Here is a 1,403-nt window from a genome sequence, read left to right on the forward strand (position 1 = left end):
CTACTCGCGTCTCTCAAAAACGCCTCTGGCGTTGTAAGGTTAAGCCTCACGGGTCATTAGTACCGGTTAGCTCAACGCATCGCTGCGCTTACACATCCGGCCTATCAACGTCGTAGTCTTCAACGTCCCTTCAGGACTCTCAAGGAGTCAGGGAGAACTCATCTCGGGGCAAGTTTCGTGCTTAGATGCTTTCAGCACTTATCTTTTCCGCACTTAGCTACCGGGCAATGCCATTGGCATGACAACCCGAACACCAGTGGTGCGTTCACTCCGGTCCTCTCGTACTAGGAGCAACCCCCCTCAATTCTCCAGCGCCCACGGCAGATAGGGACCGAACTGTCTCACGACGTTCTAAACCCAGCTCGCGTACCACTTTAAACGGCGAACAGCCGTACCCTTGGGACCTACTTCAGCCCCAGGATGTGATGAGCCGACATCGAGGTGCCAAACACCGCCGTCGATATGAACTCTTGGGCGGTATCAGCCTGTTATCCCCGGAGTACCTTTTATCCGTTGAGCGATGGCCCTTCCATTCAGAACCACCGGATCACTATGACCTGCTTTCGCACCTGCTCGAGCCGTCACTCTCGCAGTCAAGCTGGCTTATGCCATTGCACTAACCTCCTGATGTCCGACCAGGATTAGCCAACCTTCGTGCTCCTCCGTTACTCTTTGGGAGGAGACCGCCCCAGTCAAACTACCCACCAGACACTGTCCGCAGCCCGGATTACGGGCCTACGTTAGAACATCAAACATTAAAGGGTGGTATTTCAAGGTTGGCTCCACGCAGACTGGCGTCCACGCTTCAAAGCCTCCCACCTATCCTACACATCAAGGCTCAATGTTCAGTGTCAAGCTATAGTAAAGGTTCACGGGGTCTTTCCGTCTTGCCGCGGGTACACTGCATCTTCACAGCGATTTCAATTTCACTGAGTCTCGGGTGGAGACAGCCTGGCCATCATTACGCCATTCGTGCAGGTCGGAACTTACCCGACAAGGAATTTCGCTACCTTAGGACCGTTATAGTTACGGCCGCCGTTTACCGGGGCTTCGATCAAGAGCTTCTCCTTGCGGATAACCCCATCAATTAACCTTCCGGCACCGGGCAGGCGTCACACCGTATACGTCCACTTTCGTGTTTGCACAGTGCTGTGTTTTTAATAAACAGTTGCAGCCAGCTGGTATCTTCGACTGGCTTCAGCTCCGGGAGCAAGTCCCTTCACCTACGCGCCAGCGTGCCTTCTCCCGAAGTTACGGCACCATTTTGCCTAGTTCCTTCACCCGAGTTCTCTCAAGCGCCTTGGTATTCTCTACCTGACCACCTGTGTCGGTTTGGGGTACGATTTCGTGTTACCTGGAGCTTAGAGGCTTTTCCTGGAAGCAGGGCATCAGTTACTTCACCA

At 53.7% G+C, this 1,403-nt stretch carries 1 rRNA gene; it reads right to left on the reverse strand.

The features are described 5' to 3' along the window. Positions 1-35: 35 nt before the first annotated feature. A 23S ribosomal RNA gene (locus ACPUC7_RS24345) occupies positions 36-1,403 on the reverse strand; the annotation flags it as partial.

This window comes from Pantoea sp. CFCC18179 (assembly GCF_059412405.1).